The 22,010-nt window shown below is 37.5% G+C and carries 16 protein-coding genes, 2 pseudogenes and 1 CRISPR repeat array; of the genes and pseudogenes, 3 read left to right on the plus strand and 15 right to left on the minus strand.

The genetic code is table 11. From position 1 onward, the window contains the following. Window positions 1–6: 6 nt before the first annotated feature. Entirely contained in the window at window positions 7–273 is a 267-nt protein-coding gene (locus tag OTK01_RS12850) for a UPF0175 family protein (protein ID WP_029228515.1), read from the minus strand. Between the two features lie 901 nt (window positions 274–1,174). Here OTK01_RS12850 and OTK01_RS12855 point away from each other — a divergent pair. Both OTK01_RS12855 and OTK01_RS12860 read left to right on the plus strand, forming a co-directional pair. Then, the gene (locus tag OTK01_RS12855) at window positions 1,175–2,374 is read left to right on the plus strand and encodes an MFS transporter (RefSeq protein WP_029672082.1); all 1,200 of its coding nucleotides are present in this window, start codon (window positions 1,175–1,177) and stop codon (window positions 2,372–2,374) included. Continuing rightward, a pseudogene (locus OTK01_RS12860) lies at window positions 2,367–2,669 on the plus strand (Rpn family recombination-promoting nuclease/putative transposase); the annotation flags it as partial. The gene OTK01_RS12855 and the pseudogene OTK01_RS12860, both read left to right, overlap by 8 nt. A gap of 30 nt (window positions 2,670–2,699) precedes the next feature. On the opposite strand, the gene OTK01_RS12865 reads toward OTK01_RS12860, so the two are convergent. From OTK01_RS12865 to cas10, 9 genes are all read right to left on the minus strand, one after another. After that, the gene (locus tag OTK01_RS12865) at window positions 2,700–4,496 is read right to left on the minus strand and encodes an ATP-binding protein (protein WP_029228519.1); all 1,797 of its coding nucleotides are present in this window, start codon (window positions 4,494–4,496) and stop codon (window positions 2,700–2,702) included. Between the two features lie 5 nt (window positions 4,497–4,501). After that, window positions 4,502–6,352 carry a hypothetical protein gene (locus OTK01_RS12870; protein WP_029228520.1) on the minus strand — a complete coding sequence of 617 codons (1,851 nt, stop codon included), beginning with the start codon at window positions 6,350–6,352 and terminating at the stop codon, window positions 4,502–4,504. A 307-nt stretch (window positions 6,353–6,659) separates the two neighbouring features. Beyond that, on the minus strand, window positions 6,660–6,797 hold the full coding sequence (locus tag OTK01_RS12875; RefSeq protein WP_014043382.1) for a hypothetical protein: 138 nt from the start codon (window positions 6,795–6,797) through the stop codon (window positions 6,660–6,662). A 127-nt stretch (window positions 6,798–6,924) separates the two neighbouring features. After that, window positions 6,925–7,548, minus strand: coding sequence for a hypothetical protein (locus tag OTK01_RS12880; protein ID WP_029228521.1), 624 nt, complete (start codon window positions 7,546–7,548; stop codon window positions 6,925–6,927). Beyond that, complete coding sequence (gene csm5 / locus OTK01_RS12885; RefSeq protein ID WP_029228522.1) at window positions 7,545–8,729, minus strand: type III-A CRISPR-associated RAMP protein Csm5; 1,185 nt, start codon at window positions 8,727–8,729, stop codon at window positions 7,545–7,547. The genes OTK01_RS12880 and csm5 overlap by 4 nt, the downstream gene beginning before the upstream one ends. After that, complete coding sequence (gene csm4 / locus OTK01_RS12890; protein ID WP_029228523.1) at window positions 8,719–9,729, minus strand: type III-A CRISPR-associated RAMP protein Csm4; 1,011 nt, start codon at window positions 9,727–9,729, stop codon at window positions 8,719–8,721. The genes csm5 and csm4 overlap by 11 nt, the downstream gene beginning before the upstream one ends. Before the next feature lie 27 nt (window positions 9,730–9,756). After that, entirely contained in the window at window positions 9,757–10,584 is an 828-nt protein-coding gene (csm3, locus tag OTK01_RS12895; protein ID WP_029228524.1) for a type III-A CRISPR-associated RAMP protein Csm3, read from the minus strand. 27 nt (window positions 10,585–10,611) lie between these two features. After that, a complete protein-coding gene (csm2, locus tag OTK01_RS12900; RefSeq protein ID WP_013433685.1) occupies window positions 10,612–11,022 on the minus strand; it encodes a type III-A CRISPR-associated protein Csm2 in 411 nt (136 codons plus the stop codon). 32 nt (window positions 11,023–11,054) lie between these two features. Next, the gene (cas10, locus tag OTK01_RS12905) at window positions 11,055–13,538 is read right to left on the minus strand and encodes a type III-A CRISPR-associated protein Cas10/Csm1 (RefSeq protein WP_029228525.1); all 2,484 of its coding nucleotides are present in this window, start codon (window positions 13,536–13,538) and stop codon (window positions 11,055–11,057) included. Between the two features lie 573 nt (window positions 13,539–14,111). Further along, window positions 14,112–15,284: a CRISPR direct-repeat array (repeat unit 30 nt; unit sequence GTTTGTAGCCTTCCCTTTGGGGATTGAAAC). A 164-nt stretch (window positions 15,285–15,448) separates the two neighbouring features. Between cas10 and OTK01_RS12910 the strand changes: the two are divergent. After that, window positions 15,449–15,727, plus strand: a pseudogene (locus OTK01_RS12910) (Rpn family recombination-promoting nuclease/putative transposase); the annotation flags it as partial. A 401-nt stretch (window positions 15,728–16,128) separates the two neighbouring features. Here OTK01_RS12910 and csx1 read toward each other — a convergent pair. The 5 genes from csx1 to OTK01_RS12935 all read right to left on the minus strand — a co-directional run bounded on the left by csx1 (window position 16,129) and on the right by OTK01_RS12935 (window position 21,676). Next, window positions 16,129–17,547, minus strand: coding sequence for a CRISPR-associated CARF protein Csx1 (gene csx1 / locus OTK01_RS12915; protein ID WP_029228527.1), 1,419 nt, complete (start codon window positions 17,545–17,547; stop codon window positions 16,129–16,131). Between the two features lie 133 nt (window positions 17,548–17,680). Beyond that, window positions 17,681–18,775, minus strand: coding sequence for a DUF1848 domain-containing protein (locus OTK01_RS12920; RefSeq protein WP_029228528.1), 1,095 nt, complete (start codon window positions 18,773–18,775; stop codon window positions 17,681–17,683). Between the two features lie 17 nt (window positions 18,776–18,792). After that, entirely contained in the window at window positions 18,793–19,731 is a 939-nt protein-coding gene (locus tag OTK01_RS12925) for a response regulator (protein ID WP_029228529.1), read from the minus strand. 377 nt (window positions 19,732–20,108) lie between these two features. Beyond that, a complete protein-coding gene (locus tag OTK01_RS12930) occupies window positions 20,109–20,918 on the minus strand; it encodes an SDH family Clp fold serine proteinase (protein ID WP_029228530.1) in 810 nt (269 codons plus the stop codon). A 29-nt stretch (window positions 20,919–20,947) separates the two neighbouring features. After that, window positions 20,948–21,676 carry a rhomboid family intramembrane serine protease gene (locus OTK01_RS12935; RefSeq protein WP_029228531.1) on the minus strand — a complete coding sequence of 243 codons (729 nt, stop codon included), beginning with the start codon at window positions 21,674–21,676 and terminating at the stop codon, window positions 20,948–20,950. Window positions 21,677–22,010 lie beyond the last annotated feature (334 nt).

A 22,010-nucleotide genomic window follows, 5' to 3' on the forward strand; every position in this document is an offset into this window, starting at 1 on the left:
TATCACCTACATTTTCTCGATTGCATTCTTGTCCTCTATCACTTCTTCAATTGATTGGTCAAAATAATTGATACCATATTCACTTAGTTCCTTAATCAACTCAATTTTTGACATACCTAAAATTTCTGCTCCCTTACCAAACGAAATCTTCTCATCTTTTATCAATTTATAGATAATCAACTCTTTTAATACCTTATCGTTGGTTATTTCATTTAGAGAAATGTAGTTTAATATTTCCTTTGGAAGTTCTATCTCAATTTTTATTCCTTCCATTTTTAATCTCTCCCATTTAATTTATTATCATCTAAAAATATTATATATCCTTCATATAAAAAATACACTCCTATTTTAGCGAACAAAAATTTTTGAAATCAGTCATTAATTACCGCTGCTCCGTCCATCTTCACCTAAATCATCAGGATATAGGTGTTCAGAGGCAGAGTAATTATCAGCTTCGATTTTATATTTTTTCAATCTATTAGCTCAAACAAATCATAATTTATGCGAAGACCTTTTGCGATTATTACTATTACATCTGTATATTACCTTTTATGTATTGCTATATTATGGTAGATTGCCATTTGTATCTTGAAATATAAGCCAATACTTTATTTTGTATTTTCCAATTGCTGTCGACCTGTAATCTCCCCTAAAAACCCCCGGGGGACGACAGCAAAAGGTAATTTCTGTAATGTGTTGACTTTCAAGCTTTTGTGGGGTATAATAGAAATAACCTACAGCAGCTTGAAAACTTAACCATTTGTTCCTTGCGGCTTTTTTCAAACTATCTACGGGTTTGTAGCCTTCCCTTTGGGGATTGAAACATAACTGAATCATCCACAACAACCCCTTTCTTTCCGTTTGTAGCCTCCCCTTTGGGGATTGATGAGAGAGCATTTTCTTTATTAACTCTTGACACTATCTAAAGTTATTGATAAAATATGTTTGTTTTTTTAGAATATGCTATAGTATCTATTGCTGTTGCAAAAGGATGGGCTATCCATAGAGTTGATAATAAGAAATTAATCAATATACTGGATAATATGGTGCATATTAGTGCCATATTATCTTATTTTTTTATAATCTACTTGCTCGGTTTTGCATATAAAAGAAATTGAAAAAGAAATTTCCAAAAGATTGATTGAGTATAGGATGATTGCAGGTGTAATGTTAAATGGTGGCAAAATCAAGTGTAATAAAAAACATATATACATATTATGTTTCATTAGTACTTCTTACAATTGCTATTTCATTGCCGCATTCTGTGCTGACAGTTTTATTATTGGCCAAAGGCATAACATTATCTCAAATAATGATAATACAAGCAGGTTACAGTTTCGCTGTTCTTATCAGCGAATATCCCAGTGGCTTGATAGCAGATATGTATTCTAAAAAAATGGTATTTATATGTTCTAAGCTCTTTCTACTATTGATGTTTTGTCTTGTTATTTCAATGAATAATTTTTGGATGTTGTTAATAGCCTGGTTTATGTATGGTATTTCGTCGGCACTTGATACTGGAACAATAGAAGCAGAAATAATTAATCAGCTTAAATTGTCTGGGATGCAGATAGACAAGTTTATAAGCAACTCAAATAGATTAAACTTTATAGCATTGTTAATCGGAAGTTCTATAGGATCTTTTATTTATTATGCAATAGGCATTAAATTATACTGTATAAGTATAATACTTACTATTATTTCAACTATTTGTGTGGGAATTTTTTACAAAGGGGAAACAAGTGAAAAGACAAAAATTTCTTTATTTGAAATCCTCAAAAGAATGCTTGCACAAAGTAAAGATGGAATTAAAGAAATGAGAAAGAAAGAATCTTTGAAGCTAATGATTGCTCTGACGTTTGTTGGACAATTCTTCTTTCAAACACATTTTCAATTGTGGCAAGCCCTATTTCTAAGTAGGGGAATTAATAAGCACAATTTTTACTTATTTTATGTGGTCTTTCAACTTTTAAGTATTGTTGCCTACAGTATTCAGGTTTCAAAAGTATCCAGTAACAAACTTGGCAGGCATTTTGGCATTTTAGCTATGTTGCTCATACTCTTTTTAGGTTTATTAAAGACTACAAATAATATCCTATTCATTCTTGTTTATATAACTTGGGTATTTATTTTTACAGTATTTGACTTTATCAGTAATTATATATTTGCAAAAAACGTTTCTAATGAACGTATTTCTTCGTTGACTTCCTTAAAATCAAGTTGTGGAAGAGTTGGCTCTTTGCTATGTATGTTAGAAAGTGGGCTAATTTTAAAATTAACAAGCGTATCAAACATTGTTATTATTAATTTTGCTTTTGCAATGGTGATGAGTACGTTAATTGTTATAAGATATATGAGAAATGGGGCTGGCTGAAGAGCAAAAGTCAGAGTATGATGGTATTGCAAAACGGGTAAAACAGGAGGGAGTGGAAGCTATGGGTGAGTTTATTTCAAATGTTGCAAGACTTTTGGATGAGGCAAAGACAAAAGATTTTTTGGCAGGTAAACTTGAAGGGAAAATTGAAGGAAAACTTGAAGGAAAACTTGAAGCAACAATCGAGTTTGCAAAAAGGTTAATACAAAAGGGTTTTAGCGATGAAGAGGTTGCAGAACTTACAGATCTTCAGATTGAAAAAGTTAAAGAGTTGAGAAAATCCATGGTAAATTAACATAACTTGATTGTTAAATAATTCGCATTCTTATTGAAGAGTCCTTAAAAACTCAAGCACAGCATCGTTTGCGTTCTGAACATAGATGGGCAGTGGTACAGCCTCCAGCCCAATTGCATCATAGCTCACAAGAAGCCAGCACCCTTTTTTGAACTTGAATGTCTGCTTGAACATATCCTCACTTATACCAAAAGCGTCTGTTATTCTCTCTTGGTCAGATTTTCTTGGAAGCTTGCTAACAAAGTATGTGTGAGGCTGTGCCATTATGTTTGTGTTAAGATAAGTTATTCTCTGGGTTGCAATACCTATCCCTAAGCCAAATTTTCTTCCGCGCCTTGCCAAATGCATCACAACTTCGCTTGAACGCTCGTATGAATCCTTTGCATCCTGTGGAATGAACTCGTCAGCCTCGTCAAATATGAAACTCACAACAGGGTCAATCTTGCCGCTTCGACGCCTGTCTTCAAAAATGGCCATGCCAATCTGATACGCAAGATTTCTCAGCTCATCCGGGTCGTGCGACTGAAATATCACAAGCGCCTTGTCATCTGGATTGTTGAGAATGTCAATAAGTTTTTTCTGGTCAATAACATTTTCATTTGAAAATCCGAACTCTTTCAGTTCGTCATATCTCTTTTCAAGCTCACTTACAAAAAGCTCCAAATTTGAAAGAGCAATTGAGCCAAGCTTCCCACCCGAAAGATACTTATCTTTAATGTACTGAATAAGTTTTTGACAATTGTTGGCATCTAAAGGGGTTGTACTTTTCAAAAGTTGTTCATAGAGCTTTTTCACTACAGCTTCGCTCTTGCCTAAATAACCTTTAAAAAGCGTCCTCTCATGAATTCTGACAAAATCAGCAACAGTTATATCGCCACTCTGCCAAACCTTCACTTTCTTGCTCAGCAAAATCTTGAAAAAGGCTTTTTTGAACAAATCCTTGTGGCTTACTAATCCTTTGGGATATAATGAAGAATTTACAACATCAATTGTTGCTTTTTTCAAAAGATCTTTGTACTCAGGTAGGCTTCTGTCTGCCTTCATAAGGGAAATAAGAGAACCTACAAACGTTTTCTCCCCAATGCCCACAATCATGCTATTGTTGAGTTTCACCAAAAGGTCCACAAGCAGTGTTGAATACTCACCCATCAGGTCAAATATTACAATTTTCACGGGAAGATTTGATTCTGTTAATATCTTTCTTACAAGAGTGCTAAGAAGGTTTGATTTACCTGCTCCTGTAAAACCAAACACGCCAAAGTGCACTCTCAAAAGCTCTTCTACTTTCAGCAAAATCTTAACATTTTCATCCCTTATCAGATGACCAATCTCAATCACATCACCGCTTTTGTCTATGTCATAGTTCAAGATACGATTTGTCAGCTCCTCATCAAGCAAAAATGCCTCTGCACCAACCATGGGAAGATTTGACTCTATCCCTATCGAAACTTTTTGGTCCTTGTCGATTATAATCTCAAAATTTGTCGGAATTGCAAGGCATCTTATTTTTGTGGCATCGTCTAAAGGCTCTTCTTCTTGCTCTTCCCAGTCACGATAAATATTTTCTGCTGCCTCGGTCAAAAATCCCGGATACCCCGAAAGGTCGTTGTCAAGCCCATAGTGAAGCGGTATCACAGATGTAATTTCCAATATGCAGTATCGAATCTTGTCAGACGTTGACGAAAAATTCTGAACCGCCAGAAGTGCGCCTTCCTTTATTTCATTCATAGCCTTTTTTGTATAATCAAACCAGATTTCAGCTCTGTATCTTGAATATACATCGCTATCATATTTCATCATACGCCCAACAATCTCAGTGTTGAACATTCTTTTCACTCCTCGTCTTCAAACTCAAGTTTATCCCTAAATTTTCTGAAAGTCATGTTCAGTGGGTCTTTTCTGTAAAGCTGCTGGCTGCTATGGATTATTCCCTTTGCAAATCTTAAGAGGGTTTTAGCACCTCTGTCTGCCTTGTGAAGCGGTTCTGGATATCCAATCACTTCCGGAAAGTGGTTTCTTGTAAGAACATCTAAAAAATAGATGTTCATTGCCTGGCCCCAGTTGATAACCTTCTTGTCAAGGTGAATAAAAGGCGATAGTCTCCCCAGCTTGCTGTTTTCAAGCAGTATCACATCCAAAAACTGTCTGTCAAGACTGGGATGCAGCAGCCTTTCAACAAAAATGGCATGACCCATCTTGCACTGCTTTTTTGACCTTTGCAGATAAAACTGGGCTATTGACTTTGCAAATATTCTGTCATCTGCTACTATGTGGCCTTTCACGCCTGTGACGCTGTTATTCCTGTCCACAAACAAAGTAGCAAATGCAGAGTCAAACTCAACAGAAGACCATGGGGCACAAAGTTCAGTGCTCAAAGCTGCGCAGTTTTCGAAAACAAGCCTATCGCTCATGGCTATCTGAAAGTTCTTTATATCAACATTTTCATTTCCGTCTCCCAGCATGTTCTGACTTGAAAGCACGTTTAAAAAATTTCGACAAAAATAGCGCGATTTTGAGTCTTTCACAATCCCAATTAAAAAGACATTCTTCTCCCAGCACTTTTCAATCAGAGCTCTTATGCCAATTGAAATCAAAAAATTTATATCATCATGAGAAATCAGCTTTTTAATATTGCTTTCTTCAGAGAAATTAGAAAACTCTAACGCTGTCGGATTTTTGCGGATAAATATCTGATTGCAGATATAATCAAAAAAGCTTACAAGATAGCTCCATCGTTGGCTTAAGTTTACCAATAGTTTTATTCCCGCCGCTTCATCATCTTCCACAACTCCTGTTGCATCTAAAAATCTTACGATTTCTTTTACATCTTCTATGGAAAGATGGCAAATTTCTGTAAGCTCTCTGTATGTAAAGTAGTTTTTCTGGTTCTGGCTGCAAACCTCATCTAATTTTGACAAAAGCAGAGCATATCTGCGATACTTTTTCCTTGAAGGAACTCCAAGTAGACTATTATACGGATGTGAAAGTGCAACTATAACATCTGACAACTTTATCGTGTCGTTGAGATACTTATATCCCAGATAGTTTGTACTCTTGTAGTTTACATATGGCACTCTCAAGAGTGTGCTCGGTGCCAAGTCCAACAGGATTATTTGCGGCATGTCAACCGTCGATGATGACACAACATGGTAGGCAAGGTAAATCTCTGCAAGCTTCATGAGCGATGTGTGAAGGTTTAAAATCTCCTGTATGTCTTTATCCGAATAAAACTGCATCTGGCTCAGCTCGGGCGAATTTGCCACAAATTCTATCTCGTAAGGAAACACTGGAATCTGTGCCACCATGGTTACATCTCGTGCAAAATCCCACCGCTCGTACTTGATCTTTTCACCTTCATGCTTGATTATTATCTTTCCTCTTGCGCCATAAGCACCCGCAAAGAAGGTTATAAAATCGCTGCCTTCATCTTTAACACATGTCCCATCTATTGCAACAAAGTTTATCTCATTCTTACCAAAAAAGCTTTCTATCTTCTGCCTGAGGCTGTGTCTGAAAGGCTGGCTCTCAAAATATCTGCTCCAGTCGATTATGTAATACTTCAACACCGTGCTGTAAAAGTTTTGTAGGTGTTTTAAACTTCTTTCCATGTTCTCATCATATCTCTTCATTGAAGCCTTGATAGAATTTTTCCAGTATCCATATATCTGAGAGAGCTTTGACATGGTCAATCTTTCCTCTCAAAATCTGATTTTTCACTTAAATATTTTAATACCCTTTCTGTTTGTTTTCTGTCCTTGACAGCTATTCTTTATTATAACTTTCGACACATATTGACAAAATCCTCTTTATTATATATTTTTCAGAAAAAATAATTTTCACTAAGTTTAAGGTTTAATTTTTCAACGATATCTGGTATCAAAAGAAAAAAGCCATAGCTTCAAACCAAAAATTAAAGTGACAAAATAAAAGTCATGTCTGGAATAGGGTTTGAAGCTATGGCAATTTGATTTTTAAAACATTATTTAACTTTCAAGCAAGCTCCTTTTTAAATCCCTGCCAAAGTCCTTTTATAACAAACCCAAGGACAACAACAACTGCAAAAACTTTTAGTCCCTGAACAAGCCCATGCATCATTATTGATGCGCCAAGAAGAGCACTCAGCGACATCCCTTTTCACCTCGCAGTACTTTCCTGCTACTTATAATTTACCCTCTATAAAAAGCTTACAAAAGTCAATTTTTATGCGAAGAAAATTTAATCTTATGAACAAGCTGAAAAGCAAAGTTTTATAAACCTACTTCACACAGAACATCTGGCAGAACATGTCAAGAAGCTCGCTTGAAGCAAAAATTTCGTACCTGCCAAAATATTCAATTCTTGATTTAATCAAATGCTGCTTTTTCAAGCCATCTTTTATAACAAAGAAAAACCTCTGGTCTTCTGGATATGTCCCAAACCTCTGGTAGTAGATGTTCAAAAGCTGTCTTCTCAACCCATCAGAAAAAATCTCTGGCTGCCTGTCATATTCCAAGCAAACACCGTCTTTTTGAGCAAACACACCGCTGAGCAAAATTCCACTTGACTTTGGCTGCTGCCCCTTGCATGAAATTTTCTTCAAGTAAATACCTTCAAACAAGCCATTTAATGTTTCATAAACCTTTAATATGTTCTGTGCGACAAGTTCTAAAAAAGGTGTTGCAAGGTATATTCTAAAATCTTCAAACACCCATACGCCATCTTCAACCTCTTTTTTGTTCTTTGTTTTAATGGGAGAGATGGTAAACTGCTCGGTTGCAAGAAGACTTTTCAAAACTTCATATACCTTAGAGTAATAAGAGGATGGCAAAAACACGCCATCCTCCCTTGCCCAGAAATGAAATGTAAAGTATTTTGCCACTTTTTCATCACAGCCCATCATTTGATAGTTACCTTTATCCAGCCTGGTACTGTCCAGACCTGTCCGTTTTTGAACACAAGCCTCCTTGTCTTTGGGAAAAGCTCAGGATAAATCTTTGACTGTCTGTCAACTTTTGCAAGTTTTTCAAAGTGGTTTTTGTTGAAAAATATTCCGACAGTCTTTGAAAGATATCCAGTGGAAAATCCTATCTGAATCAAAAACTGGTTCTTATCAAGAGAATTTAGAACATTCAAAAGCTTCTGATACTCCGAAACAATCTGAGCTTGCTTATATCTTGTGTAAAAATTGATTTCCCTCTGGATGTAATCTTTAGAGACAGCTTTCAAAACATCTGCTAAAAACTCTGTCGGAGAAGTTGCTGTAGCATTCACACCGATTTTTTCTTTTATCCCTCTGACAACTTGATTGCCCTCAACAAAGTCTTTTTCAATCTTGATGCTGCCGATAAGTTTTGCACCAGGCTTTATTCCTTCTGCAATTATAGAAACAGCTCTGTCCGGGTCATCTTCATTGCTTCTGCCAGCAAACCATTTAACCTGGCCGCCACATATGTTCATAACCTTTATTTCATAAACACCTGCATTTTCAGAACTTACAAAATCGCTATCGCTTATTTTAAGATGCTTAAACGGTGACTCGTAAGGGGTTGCAAAAATTTTTTCTTCCGCGTCTTTGCTGACATATTTGGGATCAACACTATTTCTTCTATCAGCAGAATTCAAAGTCTTCTGGTACGCACTTGAAAGATCATTCTCATACAGCTGTATAAAGTTCCTGTTCAAAGCCTTTGTCACAAAAGACCTTATCGCACCTTTTAAGGATGAGCCTGGAATATAAAACCTGCCTGCGCTCTTGACAAAAGGAACAACTTCTTTTGAGAGCCTTTTAACCCCTTCAAGTTTTAACTTGTACTTTGAAGAATTCTTAAAATCTATGTTATAGCGCGCCAAAACATCTTTTATATTAAAATCCCTGCCACCGGTTGAAAGCCCGCGCGAAAGCTCATCAATAAAACTTTCCTTGAAAAGATTTTCTTCAAGCAGTCTGTCAAAGTTTATAAAATACAAATAATCTCCATCTTTGACAAACTCAAAACTCTGGATTTTGTCCTGCCCACCAATTATTGTTGGGGTCAAAACTTCTATCTCATAAGTCCTGCTTTCAAATGGTTCATGAGCCAATCATCATCACCCCTTCCGGCAGGGGAAGCAAAAACGCAAGTGCAAAACAATATACCCTGTGCTGAGAAAACTTCTGTGGTGTCACATCAACCACCCTGCCGCAAACTTTCCCTGAAAATACAGTCCCTTCTGAAAATACTCGCACAGCTTTTCTCTTTATACCAAGCCCTGCCTTTGAGTAAATGTAGCCGCTTCGCGTCAAAATTTCGTAGCTGATCGCGCTCTTTATCTCATCTTCACTTTTAGGATTTACAAGTGACAGGCTCATGTAGTACTTTGCGTTGTCATTTTCTTCTGGCATGCTACTTTCTTCAAAATTAGCCTCAAAGCTTCCAAGCCCGCAGGTTCTGTCGCCGCCAAGTCCTTCGTCTCCCAAAAGCCTTATTGCTGCTTTGATTTTCTCTTCCAAGCTCTGGTCGTTTATTCTGAGATAAAACCACAAACCCGCACTGCTTTCAAACTCAAAGTGAGAAAAATAGTAAATGTTTGAGGAAGAACTCAGCCTGTCTATTGAAACCCTTGCCCTTTCTTTGACTTTTCCTAATGAGATTGCTTTTTTGCTTTCAACAAATTTGTAAAGCATATCTTTGGGCAGCAAGAAACTCCCTGCTACTTTGTATTTATCTGGAAAATTGTAAAGCAGGTCGTTTTCTCTTATGAATTTTATCTTTTTTAGTTCTTTATCATTTTCAACCTCGATTTTCCCTTCATCTTTGTAATGATGAAGGTTCAAACCTACCGGTTTTGGAACAAAAAACTCGCCCTGAACATACGGCATGGTAGATGAAACCTCAAAAGGCGGACTTTTTCGCAAAAAACCATCTAAAAGTTCATTTGTGCTGCTATTCCCATACAGCAAAGAGTATGCGTTTATTATTCCTGACATTAGCGTGTCTGAATGTGCAAATGTCTGGGTTATGTTGTATATCTTCTCCTTTTCGCCGATGTGAAGGGGGTTGGTAAAGCGCATTGATACCCTGTACAGTTTTCCTTTGCTCATCTTTATCACCTTTTTAAACAACAAATTCTAATTTGTTGAAAGCTTTAACTGGTCTAAACTGTCTGCTTTTGCAATTGGTTTTAGGTCGCTACTATCCTTTTCATAGTCGCTTGAATCTTTATAAACTATTTCAATGTCCACAAACTTGACCTTGCCGTTTCCTCTTGAACCCTGTCCGCCCAAGTAATCATCTTCTAAAAGCTTCATCGCTTTGATAAACTTACTCAAGTAACGCTGACCATCATCGCTGCCGTCAACCTCGTACCTGTTGACAACAAACTCTGCCAAAAACTGCGCACCTGCCGGTACTCTTTCGCTCTGTCTGGGATTTGCCTTTGAGGTTATTCTGTCTATGTTGTTTTCAAACTTTACTTCTGTCCACTCAAGGTCAAGGTTCTCTTTCATTTCATCTGTGATTGAGCTTTCTATCAGCTTTGCATCGCGAACAATGAGCCTTGTAGGGATGACTGCGTCTGAAAAGTCTTTGCCCTCTGCGTTAGGATTTCTTATAAATTCCTCTTTGGTAACATGCTTGCCGTGGTTTCGACCAAAAAGACCACAAACAGGACAGTCTATATCTTCACACATGTGAATACATATCTCTGGTTTTCCGCTTCTTTTAACTGATACAATAAGCAAATTATCCTTTACCTTGCCCTCAGCAAACTCCATTAAAGCCCTCATCTTACCCTTGAGAGAAGAACCTGGAATGTAAGGCTTGCCTTCTGCATCTTTCACAACTGAATTGTCAATTCCGCCTATCTCAATGCTGTTGTTGCCCTCACCAATGTGAAGACCTGTAACAGCTTTAATCTTGCACTTTATAATGTATTTTCCTTTTAAGATTACATCCATGGCAATACTTTCCCCCTTTTGAGATTATTATTCTTTACCACCGAAGTACTTGTGATATGCAACAGCTGCTTCAAAAAAGTCTTTAAACCTGTTTAGAGCCTCTGGGCTCTTTTCTGCAACAGGTAAAGCTTTGTTAATTATTTCCTGAAAGTCTTTCATTTTATTAAATCTTCCTGCTGTGTATGCAAGTTTTGCTTTCAAAAGCTTTAATTTGTACTTATAATTAGCATCTTCTGGCGAAAGCCTCTTTACCTCAGTGAATACCTTTCTTATCTGAGTAACAGTAACTCCAGATTCTTTCAGAAGCTGCCCTGTCTTTTCGGCAACATCTGAAAAAGCCTTGCCGTCCTTGTCTTTTTCAGGGTCAATAGCAGTCTCAATCTTGCTCAGAATATCATTTTTCAATGACAATGCAACGTTACCACCTTGTGCTGGCATAACCACTTCACCCTCTCCCATAAAATTAATTTTTATCTTCTCAGCTCAAGTTCAGCCCAGCGTGCTGCCAGGTAAGAGTGTTTGTAAAGAGTATTTGTCTTCTTATCAATAATTTTGTCTAAAACATCTTCAAGCTCGGCTGAGAATTTGGAATGTCTCTCTTTCAGTCTTGCCATGAAATACACAAATCTCCATGCCTTGAATAGTTCTTTTTGGGCCTGTGCCACTTTTTTAAGATTGCAAACGGCATAGATGCCGTTTATAAGCGCTTTTGAGACGTTCTTGTTCCCAACAAGGTCAGCAATTGCTTCTTTGAGCTTTTTCAAATCTTCAAACTCTTCCCAGCCAACAAAGTTTGCACCAAATGCAAAACAGTCCTTTTTCTTTCCATCTTCTCTTTCATACTCTTTTGCCTGGTCCAGATGATCACCGCAAACCATCGCTACCCTGTAAATGGGGTATTTTTTATCTGGTGCTATTTCAAAGCCCATCGAAAGGGTAACGTCTGGGTTGTGGCAAGAAAAGTTTCTAAACTCTGTGTAAATTTTATACGCTATCTGTGGAAGCACATCCCACTGGCCAAGTATGCAAAAGTCATCCCCGCCTGCGTAGATGACCATGATATTACCATCTTGCTTTTTTACCAGTTTATTGAAGTAGTAGCCAAAGAAAAGCGAAAACTCCTCCGATAGAGTCATTACTCTTGAAATTGAATTATCTTTCCCAAGACCATCTTTAAAGATGCTTCCAAGATTGTCAACATCGCCTCGAACAATGCCCCATGTTTTAATTCCTTTTGCTGACTCTGCTATGTCATCTATAAGCATCAATACTTCTTCATTTACATCTTTGAACGGTACATGGGTTGAGATGTCAAGGTCTTCATAAAACTCGCTCTCAAAACCCTGCTTTGAACCTTTTTGCCCTCTTTCAATTTCTTTTTTCTTTATCTGCAAATCTTCTATCCTGCTTCTGTCCAAAATCAGCGTGTTCGCAACGCTTTCATAGTGATTGGAAAATTCAATGGTTCTGCCAAACGCTTTAAGCACATTGTGAATGTTAAAAAATTCTGAAAACTCTTTTTCTTCTCCCCATGAGTCTATAATGAACAAACTTTTCATAAGCTCATCGCCAAGCTTTACAAAACTGTCACAAAATCTACAATAATCTGGGTTATCTTCCTTTGGCTCTATCTTCCTTCCACAGTGAGGGCATTTTAGGTCATGGTCTTCCCACGACTCGAAAAATTCCATTTTCTTCTCTTCCAGCACATTCTTGAGCTTGCAAGCCTTCTTTTTCTGGATATTCCTTGAGACCCTATCAAAACAGTCTCCAAAGTTGCGTGCAAAGTCGTAAAGATCAACCTCTGCAGCTTCTAAAAGCACGTTAAGTGCTCCTCTGTGCGCAGAAAAGAGAATTTTGTCGATTTTTTGTTGATAATGTGAAATTTTTTCCATAAAATACCTCGGCATCAAAAGGTAAAAGTGCCCTCCACCGTTGTATATAAGATTGCATACTGGCATGTTTTCTTCTTTTAGAATGTATCTTGCAATGGTGTCAAGCAAAAATGAGATGTAAAATGATTTTGCCTTTAGTGCTTTCAGAGCACCGTCCATACTTGTGTCAAAAACAAAGTCTTGAATTCCAGAGACATCGCCTTTCACAAGGCAAAAGTATGGGTAGTCACCTTTTTTTATCACAGATTCATTTCCAGGCAAAAGCTTTGTGTTGATTGCCTCCAAATCTCTTATTCTTTCATTTTCCTGCGAAAACTCTTTTTTCAGCTGCCTGTCCAGGCAAAATGCAATTGCAGCAGTTGATTTGCTGTGCGCCCAGAGAGAAATATCAGGCTGCGAATGGTAAAAGGCTGATGGTACATTGTATGTGTAAATTCTAAGCAAGTTGTAAACGGCTGTTGCAAAGTCTTCTAAGTCAAATGAACTTTCAAAGCCATCTCTCAAAATGCTTATCTTCCTTGAAAACTCTGCCCATAGGCTTTGGTAATCTTCTTTTGCACTTGAGCTAAAACCTTCTATAGGATTTTCAACATTATACCTTTTCTTGAGAAGCTTATAAAAAGGCTTTTTCGGTTCTTTTTTATCTCTGTCAAGGCTTATCTGGGACAAAACAGAAATTAAGTACTTTGACTTGTCACCTGTTGATTCTTCTTCGCTTATGTCTTTCCTGTCAACTTTTGCTGAAATCTTGTCAGCAACGCTTATTAAAAGCTGCTGGTATGAAGATGGTCTGTGATGATACAGAACAAGAGATGTGACTCCTTTTAAGCTTTCTGGCAAAAAATGTTCGACAAAAAACGCGCCCCACTCCTGATGTCGCGGAGCATACTTCCCTTCTGCCTGGTAAAATGCTTCATATTCTTTTGAGATGTTCTTTTTAGCATCTGGATTTTCTGTTCTTATATAAAATTTGCCGATATCGTGCAAAATCGCGCCAAGAAAGAGAGTATAGTCAAAGTTCCTATCTTCTTCTCTTTGATGAGCACTGTAAAAAATCATCTTTCTTGCCCACCTTCTTTTTTGTTGTGTATTCGACAGATTCAGTAACAAAGTTACACTTTATTCCATTATACAACAAAATATATTTGAAGAAAAGATTTACAGTCAAAAAACCTTATCTTAGTTCGAGCAGTTTTTTTCGATTATATAATAAAATACACTCAGTTTTGTAAACTGCAAAGTTCAAAAAATATGCGAAGTTGAAATTGCTATTTTCCAAGCAATAGCGATTCGATTTGCTGAGATCTGGAATATTTGTGGCAAGGAAAAGGGCAGCGCTGAAATTTTATTCATTGTTTTTGAATATTTTGCGTATTTTTATTAATTTTGACCAAAAGTCATATCCGTCGACCTCAGGTGCAAAATTTTAAGAAGCTGATTTGTATTCGGTTTCATGCATGTGGACTGTAGGTTTGAATGGATTTCTGGCAGCAGCTGGATAGACGGAAAGGTTTGAAAGGCTTCTTTTCTTTTATGCAACTGGGTTTGTGTTGATTTTGAGGGGATGTATTAAAATAAAAACATTGACAGGGGTGCATAAAGTTGATATAATAAAATCAAGCTTTTCAACCTGTTTGTAGCCTTCCCTTTGGGGATTGAAACATAAGCATGGTTTCAACATAACGTATGCTAACTGCAGTTTGTAGCCTTCCCTTTGGGGATTGAAACCCTCTTGTTTTGGTTTAATGCTTCACAACTCCACACTTAGTTTGTAGCCTTCCCTTTGGGGATTGAAACAGAAGAACAAGGAAAGGGGGTATTACGATGACGGTGTGTTTGTAGCCTTCCCTTTGGGGATTGAAACTTTTTGTCAATTATCCTTGCCATCCTATCAATTTCGAGTTTGTAGCCTTCCCTTTGGGGATTGAAACGATGCTTATCGCTATGGGATTTAATGCAGAAGAGGCAAGTTTGTAGCCTTCCCTTTGGGGATTGAAACGCTAATAAGACCTCACTTGCTCCAAGCCTTCTAAGAGTTTGTAGCCTTCCCTTTGGGGATTGAAACGGGTATGCAACGTTAGGTGTTACAGTAGAGTATGGAGGTTTGTAGCCTTCCCTTTGGGGATTGAAACTCAAATCCCAATGCGTTGGATTACTCCCTTCTACATGTTTGTAGCCTTCCCTTTGGGGATTGAAACGTCTTTTCAGATATAATGGGCTTGTCTGATATTGTTAAGGTTTGTAGCCTTCCCTTTGGGGATTGAAACACAGAATAGAGGGTGATTGATAATGGAATTTTACCTGTTTGTAGCCTTCCCTTTGGGGATTGAAACATTTGCTTTTTGTATTCTCGATTTACATAGCAAGCGTTTGTAGCCTTCCCTTTGGGGATTGAAACTCTTCAAATGCTGCTCCAATAAGCCCGTCCAGTATACTGTTTGTAGCCTTCCCTTTGGGGATTGAAACGCTTCTTCATAAGTGAATTCTTCCCTAAGATTTTCGGTTTGTTTGTAGCCTCCCCTTTAGGGATTGAAACGCTAACTGCTTATCTCTCTCTTGAAGCTGCGCTTCTAATGTTTGTAGCCTCCCCTTTGGGGATTGAAACAGTTTCACCAGGAATCCAAAAGGTGCAATGGCATCTGTTTGTAGCCTGCCCTTTGGGGATTGAAACCCATCCAGAATGGCTGGGATACGCTCGCCGAGTTCCAGTTTGTAGCCTTCCCTTTGGGGATTGAAACTGGTGGATATTGACAAGATAACAAGAATTGAACCTTAATTTGTAGCCTTCCCGTTGGGGATTGAGGAGGGAGGGGGTTGTAGCCTTCCCGTTGGGGATTGAAACCCGCATAAGGTGAGAGACTTGTCATAAACTACAGTTTATAGCCTCTTCTTTGGGAATTGGAAAGAAAAGAGGATAAGCCACCTCTGGGGAATCTAAATAAGTAAGGTTTCTTTTTTTTTATAGTTAGTATGATAGGATTGCAAAAAGGGTTAAACAGAAGAGAGTGGAAGCTATGGGTGAGTTTATATTAAATGTTGCAAGACTTTTGGATGAGGCAAAGACAAGAGATTTTATGGCAGGTAAACTTGAAGGGAAGATTGAAGGAAAACTTGAAGGAAAACTTGAAGCAACAATCGAGTTTGCGAAAAGATTAATACAAAAGGGTTTTAGCGATGAAGAGGTTGCAGAACTTACAGAATTGGAGATTGAAAAAGTTAAAGAGTTGAGAAAATCCATGGTAAATTGAGATGGTTTAAACATAAAATAGTTAGGGGGTTGTCCAAAACGATAGTTGGATTGGTCAAAAAACATTTCTTTGTGTTATTTTCGTAGGTTTGTACCCTTCCCTTTGGGGATTGAAACATTTAAATTTTCTTCTCGCACACATTCGCATAAAAATTGACCTTTTTATAACAGAATAAAATGTTTTAAAATGTTTTTCGCTGCAGCTTGCAGCTAAAAAGTAAAAAAAAGGAGGAAGAAGGCTTAAACTCCTGGTGGGATTTCAGAATGCCAATCGAAGATGATTATGTGACACTCTTTGAGCTAATTAGAATGCTAAAACATGCAAGGCTTGTCTTCAAAGCGTTGATGGCTGCAAAAAGATACTTAATGTAAAAATCACCCTGTCAAGCTTTGCTTAAAGTTCTACTCAAGTCTTCTTTTCAGCCAGCAGTTTATATCATTAAAATTAACATTTAAACTATATCTTACTAATACCCTGTCATCTTCTGTTCTAACTTCTGTTGCATTTCTCTCAAATCCGCTGTGTGCAAAAAAGTTTCTTGGGTCAATTTCACCTGCTGATTTGTCTGGGTCAATTATTCTGTAAAGCCCTGTCCATGTGGAGATATCACCTATCTGTTTTAATTTTTCCTGTGTATTTGAAACTTCATTGCCAAGCATTACTATGTTTGTATGAAGTCTAAAAATCAAATAAATCTCCGAAAAACTGTTCTTGACAGTCTCTATATCAATTCCTGTATCATGACAGAACATGGTCACATTGTACTTTTCCAGCACGTTTACAATTCCAATGTAAAATCCTAAACTCAAAACTGCATCTATGTAAGCTCTTTTGTTGAGGTTGGGAGATTTTTGATAGTCACTGCAAAGCCGGGCTTTAGCATGGTCAATTAGCTTAAAAGTCTCTTCTTTTATCTCATCTGCAGAGTGATAGTGCTGGTAGTAAAGATACAGGGGAACATTGTTTTTAATAGCCGAAAATAAGAGACAGAACATTTCTATCTTCTCTTTTAGTTTTTTACGCTTTTCCCTTGCCTGTTGTTTTAGTTTGACTGCTTCTGAGCCTTTTGAATTGTTGTTCGGGTCAGGGTAGATTTCTCTTAAAAATGAAAAATTATAGTCCGCTGCCTCCTTGCTCTTTATTGGTGATGAGAAGAACGCTGTAAATCTTTGCTGCTGGATGTGTATCTCAAAACTTTTTGCTGAGCTTCCTATGATCGGGTCAGAAAAAGTGATATATATTTTTGGGGATTTAGTATCATCAATCCAATTAACAAGGTGCGAAAAGACAGCAAAATGCCTTGCAGCTTCTAAGATGGCAGAGATGTAGATGTTGTGCCCGCTTGAGATGTCAAGGTAAAGCTCTTCAAGTTCACCTTTTAGGTATCTTTCTATCATATCAAAAAGAATTTCAAGTACAATGTCATCATAACTTGCATCAAGAGATATTCCTAAATACTCGCCAAGAGAGTGAACAATCAGCTTTTCGTCTCTGTTTCTTTCAAGTTCTATTCTGTCTATAAATTCATGTGGATTTTTCAGATAATTTGATGGGTCTTTGAAAATATCTACAAGCTCGTTTTTAAGCTCCTCTGGCTGGATGTACTCTGGAAGCTTGCTGTTAAAAACAATGCTCACAGGATAAATAATAACAGTTTTTGCTTCATAATTTCTTTTGCGCAAAAAGTCTCTCAGGACAATTGATGAAAGCTCAGCTTTTCCACTTTCATCAACCTTTTCTCCATGAAAATTTTTGATATAAAACTCTTTGGTAGCTTGTGCAGGATTGTCAAGCCTTCCAACTTGATATATTACTTTCATCTGATTTGCTCCTTTCTTTATCTGAAAATCTTTTTTGTAATATTGCTAAGTTCCTATCTTTTTTGATTCAATTATACATTATTTTTCACTCTAAAAAAAGAAAAAGCTGCAAAGAAAAGCAATGCTGCCCTCTTTACAGCAATGTCCTCTGTTTTATTCTTTTAATATGATCTAAAACCTTCTTTTCAAGAGAGCTGTTAGTATTTTTTTCTACAAAATTGATTTGTTGTACACAAAAATCAAGTTGAGATATTCTTCTTTCCTGATTTTTATCCTGTTCCAAAATATGGCTGATTTCAAGCTTTTTAGAACCATCTTTTTCCCTTATTCTTATCTCATCTTTTTCAAGGTCAAGTGCGCTGCACAAAAGAGGTGAGTTGACATCATATTTTTGAGCGTTTTTGATTATTGAATTTCTGCTGAAGTTTGCGTAGCAGTACACACAAAAGTGTTTGCATGTGTTGAATATTCCAAGGTCTATGCTCTGCACACATCCGCAAGCTTTTCTTTGATTGTTGTCTTTTCTATATTCTTTATCTTGAAAACCTTTTTCTTTTCTGAGATCATTTATAAGATCACCATCTACACAGTGTGCTTTTTTCAGCCCAAGATATTCGACCGGCACATCTTCTGCACAGGTCTCAACGCTGAGGTTATATTTTTTCCCAATACTGCCTATTGCACTAAAGAGGTTGTAAAGATCATTCTGTTCAAGCCTCTTGGCATTTATTTTATTCAGCTCATCTTCTGCCTTGCTGTAAAAGTCCACATAGCTTATTATACACTTTTGAGTATAAGGAGAAAGCTTTTCACTAAGCTCTTCAAACTTTTCTTTGTGGTAGTCCAGAGGCATCTTATCAGTGATAATTATTGGGTCATACCGCCAGATAACCCTCTTTTCCCCTATCATATCTGAAAGTTTTATAAAAGTCTCAATGACCTCATCCTTATTCGGAATTCCCGGTTCAAGGTCTTGAGCATAAGGTGTGATTGTAAATTGAAAATAATAAATGTATTCATCCAGATATTTGAGCTTGTCCAAAAAATTCTTAGGATTTTTTGTCCAGAAGACTATGGCATCAACGTCTTTTGGATGAAGCGATACAGCAAAAACCTGGGTTGGTCTCATAGGATTTCGATACATTGCAAATCCTTCTTTTATTCTATTTATAAACCAATCGCCAAAAAAAGCTGGGATATCTGTCCTTCTGCTTGCACTTATAATCATCCAAATCAACTCCTCACTCAAATCAAGATATCTTCATTTTTAATTAGCACAAGCTGGGCACTTCGGTATTCGTACCAAATCTCAAAATAGTTTTTCAAATCCGCTGGGACATTTCCCATGTCAACTTCACATTTAGAGTGAGCACCGCCAAATTGAAGGCTTGGATCATTTCTATACGGAAAGTAATATTTGAACACTGATATGTTGCGGCTGTGCCAAAACTTGTCAGCCAAAGGTTCAAGGATATCACGACCCTTGACTTCATCTGGATTTCTTTCAGCATAGCTCTGCAGCACATTTGTATCATTAAAAACTATCATGGTTGATTTTGGCAATATTTCGAAAGCTTTTTGCACAAACTCTTCTGCAAATCGCTTTACAGAACTTACAGGGTGGTATTTTGCCATGTCCGATAGAACATACTGAAATGAGATGATATTAGGCTTTTCATTTTTGATAATTTCTTCAACTTTTTGAACTTCACTCATTACATCTATATAAGTAATTCTAAATCTTGACAAATTGTGCTTTTTCTCATGCTTTGTTATAAAATCGTGAATATCTTTCCAGAGCATGTTCTTCTCAAGTCCATGGTACTCAATTTTTTTATATGGCTTATATGTCTTGAAGTAAGCTTCAAATGCAAAAAGGTCTGTGCACGGTCCGCATCCAATCGAAAGAATTCTGGGATTGTCTGGAAGTCTATGGCTAATCTGGTGAAGGAGAGTAAAAAGTTCTCCAGCATGTTTGAGAGAGTATCTCCCGCAGTAATAGTATATCATATTCTTGCAATCATAATCACGAACATTGCCATTGTTCTTCCTTTTGAAGTGAACCTTTGGAAGACATCTTTCGCAGTTGCTTTCTCTCTGGAAGAGCGAATTTAAAGAGCTAAGACATACTGAAGAGTGTCTTTCCTTTGCCATTCTCATAACGTCATATACAAGCAGACACACTTTTTATCACTCCCCTTTTGAAGCTGGAGCTCAAAAGACAGAAATAATTTTAAGAGATGCTTTCAGGCAGTTTAAGGTCAAAAAATTTGCGAAGTTGGTGGGAAGGGAAGTAAAAAACAGTGAAGATATTTCTGTCCTGATAGGGTATATGGAAAGGGAACAGAAAATAAATAAGGGCAGCTTTAAACTGCCCTTTTACTTCATACTCATTAAGCTTGCTAAGTGATGCACAGCAAAGGTTACATTGGTGTAGCCTGCGGAAGTGTAATAGATTTTGACCTTCTCAAGTTCAGAGTACATGTAGGTTAAGCCTTCTTCATAAAACGTAATGTGCTCACCCTCGCTTGAGCTTTGAGTTTCATGTGTGAAATTTTTGACTATTTCCTTGGCTGCCACAAATACTCAACAGATGATTTTTTCACAACTGGCTGAGGGTACAGGCTCATAAGCTGCTGGATTTCCCTGTCAATGTCGCATCGAACTTTCAGTCCAAGCTCTTTTGCTTTTTCGTAAGTGATTGGATAGTCGTGAGTCCACCTGCCTTCAACAAGCTGGGTTGCTATATTTTCAGCAACATCATCCGGGTAGTTTTCGCTCAAAAGCTCCAAAACAGCATCTTTGGTTTGCCTCAGTGCCTTTTTAGCAACGTCTGCCAAAATCAGAGTTTTGTCGTCAATATCCGCAATTGGCTTTTGCTTCACAACCTCCAAGATAGACACAGCCGGGAACTCACCTATCTGCGGGTCAACAGGTCCCAAAACAGCATCTGGTGCCATTACAATCTCGTCTGCTGCAAGAGCAATGAGCGTTCCGCCTGACATTGCATGGTGCGGAACGTGAACTGTGACCTTGCCCTTGTGTCTTTTTATAGCCCTTGCAATCTGAAGCGATGCCAGCACAAGCCCGCCCGGTGTGTGAAGGATTATGTCAAGCGGAACAGATGGGTCTGTCATTGAAATTGCGCGGATGACCTCTTCAGAGTCGTTTATATCAATGTACTTGTAAATTGGAAAGCCAAGAAAACTCATTGTCTCCTGCCTGTGGACAAGCAGTATTACCCTTGAGCCTCTTTTCTTTTCAATCCTTGCAATGAGCTTCTGCCTTGCAGACTCAATCATTCTCTGTTTCATAATTGGCTGAAGGGATGTGGCAATGACATAAAGTATTAGTAAATCCCAAAAACTCATGTATCATCTCTCCTTTGTGATTTTTGAACTTAGAAATATCTGTAATAGAATATCTCATCATCAAAAAAGTTATGGTATCTTCTGTATCTTTTCTTGAACATATTGATTGTAAGAACTCCAAACACAAATCCGCCTATGTGTGCCCACCATGCAATCCCGCTTCCAAAGACAGGCCCAAACAGCTCCAGAATTCCAGATGATACCTGCGACAAAAACCATAGGCCAAGGAAGAAGATAGCCGGGATTTCGATAAAAAGAGGTATAAATCCAAGAGGAATTAACGTCACGATTCTTGAGAGCGGGAACATCAAAAAGTATGCACCCATCACACCTGAGATTGCGCCTGATGCTCCCACTGTTGGGATGGGTGAGTTTGCGTTGAAAAACCAGTGGGTCAAAGCCGCTGCAATACCGCTCAAAATGTAAAATATCAAAAACCTAAAATGCCCAACCCTGTCCTCGACATTGTCGCCAAACAGCCATAAGCTCCACATGTTAGATATAAGGTGCATCCAGCTTCCGTGTAAAAACATTGATGTAATGATAGACCAGATTGAGACGCTCGCTGCAACCACAAATCCGTGAGATAGAAGCTGGGTAAAGCGCTCTGGAACAAATCCGTACCTGAAGACAAACTCCTGCGCAGCTTCTTGCGGCATTGACACCTGGTACAGGAACACAAAAACGTTGATTAATATCAGCGTCCATGTCATAAACGGTTTTTCCCTGCTCGGGATGGTGTCTTTTAAGGGAATCAATTTTTTTTGCCTCCTTTTTTAAATGCTGCTTGTGTTCTCGTATTTTTTATACCCATTTTTTATATTTTTATTCTTTTGTCCTGTTTGAAACGTCAAATTTTGCAACTCTCTCATAGCATTTGTCTCTATTAAATTTTTCACTTATCTCTAAGATCATGTTTGGAGACATAAGTTGAATTTTCTATATTTTAATTTGATTATATGATAAACAAAAAATATTTATTAGAGAAATTACCTTTTTCTGGTTATCTACTTTATTGGCTTAATGCGTTGACATATTTATTTTTTTTTGTATATTTATGGCTAAGAGAAATACTTTTCACAGGGAGGGTCA

This window comes from Caldicellulosiruptor acetigenus (assembly GCF_026914305.1).
Classification (GTDB): Bacteria; Bacillota; Thermoanaerobacteria; order Caldicellulosiruptorales; family Caldicellulosiruptoraceae; genus Caldicellulosiruptor; species Caldicellulosiruptor acetigenus.